We start from the raw sequence: 2,789 nt of genomic DNA, 5'->3' as shown, positions 1-2,789 counted from the left end.
TCGTTCAGCCAAAACAAACCAGCGCGCATTCTCTCGCCCCCGAATCAACACGTAGGCAAGAGAATCACGTGGCGCTATTTAGGTACAGACCCTAGGTGAGGTTGCAGCTGCCGGCAGGTGATGGGCTGCTGCAAAGGATCGACCTAATCACCCCGACCGAGACTCGTCAGCTTCTCGAAAGGTAGCGCGCCTAGCGTGAGGCTGCTGAACTCTAGGCGAGCACGTCTATTGAGACGTAACAAGACGAGCATAGGAGAAAGCGATGGCCGCCGAAAACAAGAACGCCGGCAAAACGGACAACGTACAGCCCAAGACCGTTGGTCTCGGCAAGAGCGCCGAACTGAGCCTGAGAAGTCTGGGGGGCGAGCACCGTCTTTCTTTCTATTCCTGCCCCTCGTATCGTCGGCCCGCCCGACGTAGCAGGCCACAACTAACGACTATCATAAAGAAAGGTGAATAGACATGGCGGTTAATAGTGTTGGCGGTAACGGCGCCGCTCCTGCTACCCAGCAGACCCAGGATGCCGGTTTCCAGAACCAGATGGCTGAGTTCGAGCGTGTTAGCCAAAAAGTTCAGGCCCAGGCCGTGGCAATGCGCAGAATTACGACCGAGCTCTCTTCTGAGAAGAAGGTCGCCGACGAGCGCGTCCAATAAGTCTGCCAAGACGGCGGCTCAGCGCGTCGCTACCGGATCCGCGCAGTGAATGACGAACTCCGGAAGAGCCGTGCGGCAACTGCCGTACGGCTTATCTCGTTATTCAGGACATTATCCTGAACGAATCGATCTCTCGAGTTTGAAGTGCATAGCAAAGCCGAGGGGAAGACGACCGCCGTCAGCATGTGAGTTGGCGCGGGGCCCGGCGCCGATCGGCACGTTAAGCCGTTGACATCATTAATCTGGGCAGGGTCATTCCATCCGCCGATTCACACAAAGCGCCTGATCGCCCGCGGCGAAGCGCTGCGCGCGATCGATGGCGACACTCGCGCCTGACTAGGCGCCATGCGTCAGGACGATCGGCTCTTTCTCCGAGAAGTGCGTGCGCGAGCGGGCGAACTTCTTGACGCCCATCGGCTTGCCGAACAGGTAACCCTGGACCTGATCGAAATCCATCTCATGTGCGGCAAGAAAGTCCGCGCGCGTCTCGCCCCCCTGCGCAATAACCTGCGCGCCGGAGTCGTGTGCGAGCTCGACGATACGCCGGCACACCGTCTGCTTGAGGCGCTGATCCGGCAATCCCAGCAAGGATGGCCACTTCGCGCCGACATTGTCGATCGAGATGCGGATATTGTGCAGGCGAACGCGCCGGGCGACATCGATCGCCAGGTCGAGATTGTCGATCACCTCGGCGCTGTCGATCTCGATCAGCAGGCCGGCGAACGCCGCATGATCCGGAATCCGGTAGCAAAGCTCGCGCACCGCAGCATCGTCGGCCAGAAACGAGATCGGCAGGTTGATCGAGAGATCGACCGGTCCGATCTGCCCGAGCAGATAGCGCCAGTCCTCGATCGCGCGCGCGATCACGAACTCGGACAGCGCATGAAAATGCGGATCGCTTTCGTCGGGGATGAAGTAGGCAGGCGGCACGACGCCCCATGCGGGATGGCGCATCCGGATCAGCGCCTCGGCGCCGCTCGGAACCAATGTCCGGAGATGAAGTTTCTGCTGATACCACAGCTCGAGCGAGCTGGCTTTCAGCGCTTCGGGCACATCCACTGCCGGGCTCGGTGCGGGCTCGAGCGGCATCAATGACGCAAGAATCGTCGACAATTTGTGGAAGGGCTCGCAACCGGAGACGGTTGAGATGTATTTGGCGAGCGACTTTGAACACGGCGCCTTGCCGTCTCCTCAATCCCAGCGATGCCGCCCTTCACCTTCTCGAAGGCGGCCGTGAAACAATCACCCCACTGGTGACGAGCGCCTTCATCGCGGTCGATACTGCGGTGAGCGCGGTCCCCAGGAAGCCGCGGCTGCATCGACGGACAAGGCATCGAAGACTCAGAAGGATTTCAACTTTTCGGTGATGGGCGGAAAAAACGTGGTCGATCAGTTCATTGCATCGCAAAGCAAGTCGCCGGAGGGAATGAAGGCCGAGGTGGCAACCTATGGACTGCTTCCCGGCGCAATGGAGGCGATGAAGCTGCAATTGCAAACGGAGTCGATCGCGCGGGCGAACAACACCGCGATCACCGCCGCGCAGCAGGTGCAGCTCGACCTGCTGAAGCAGAAGACTTCGGAATACGCCATGACGCTGGCCGGGCTCCAGACGATCCAAGCGAACTTGACTCCCTCTGAGAGTTACCTACAGGAGCCTAAGATCCAAGCGCAATTCAACGCCAATACGATCAGTGCGCAGCAATTCCTGGATGCGCAACAAAGGCTAGCGGAGAACGCCCAATCGACGTGGAACACCGCCGGCGCCTCCATGGCGGGCGAATTTGCACAACTCTCGCAGGAATTCGGCAAGCACAGCATGGCTATGGCGACGGCGGCTAAAGCGTTCGGCATTGTCGAGGCAAGGATCAACACTTACACCGCCTTCACGAAGGCGTTGGCATCGGCCGTGCCGCCATTCAATGATGCGTTGGCTGCGGGCGTGCTCGCTGCCGGTATGGCCAAGGTCGCCGCGATCAGCTCTATGTCGATACCTAGCTTTAGCACCGGCGGCTTCGTCTCCGGCGCTGGGACAAGCGTCTCGGACAGCATTCCCGCAATGCTTTCCAATGGCGAATTCGTTGTGAATGCCGAAGCTACGCAACGCAACAGGCGGGAAATCGCCCAGCAAAGCGGTT

Annotated in this window: 3 protein-coding genes; 2 read left to right on the top strand and 1 reads right to left on the bottom strand. The window is 59.6% G+C overall.

Annotated elements, in window-relative coordinates:
* Positions 1-462: 462 nt before the first annotated feature.
* Positions 463-654 (top strand): hypothetical protein, encoded by a 192-nt coding sequence (locus IQ16_RS44850; RefSeq protein ID WP_014498042.1) that lies wholly within the window; start codon positions 463-465, stop codon positions 652-654.
* Positions 655-990: 336 nt separating this feature from the next.
* On the opposite strand, the gene IQ16_RS44845 is transcribed toward IQ16_RS44850, so the two are convergent.
* Positions 991-1,713, bottom strand: coding sequence for an EAL domain-containing protein (locus IQ16_RS44845; RefSeq protein WP_231166593.1), 723 nt, complete (start codon positions 1,711-1,713; stop codon positions 991-993).
* A gap of 322 nt (positions 1,714-2,035) precedes the next feature.
* Here IQ16_RS44845 and IQ16_RS44840 point away from each other — a divergent pair.
* Positions 2,036-2,789: hypothetical protein (locus tag IQ16_RS44840; RefSeq protein WP_244636098.1), on the top strand; the 754-nt coding region annotated here is incomplete at its 3' end.

The organism is Bradyrhizobium huanghuaihaiense (assembly GCF_007830635.1).
Lineage (GTDB): Bacteria > Pseudomonadota > Alphaproteobacteria > Rhizobiales > Xanthobacteraceae > Bradyrhizobium > Bradyrhizobium huanghuaihaiense.
Note: the sequence above shows the minus strand (reverse complement) of the source record. Positions and strands in the feature narration are given on the sequence as shown.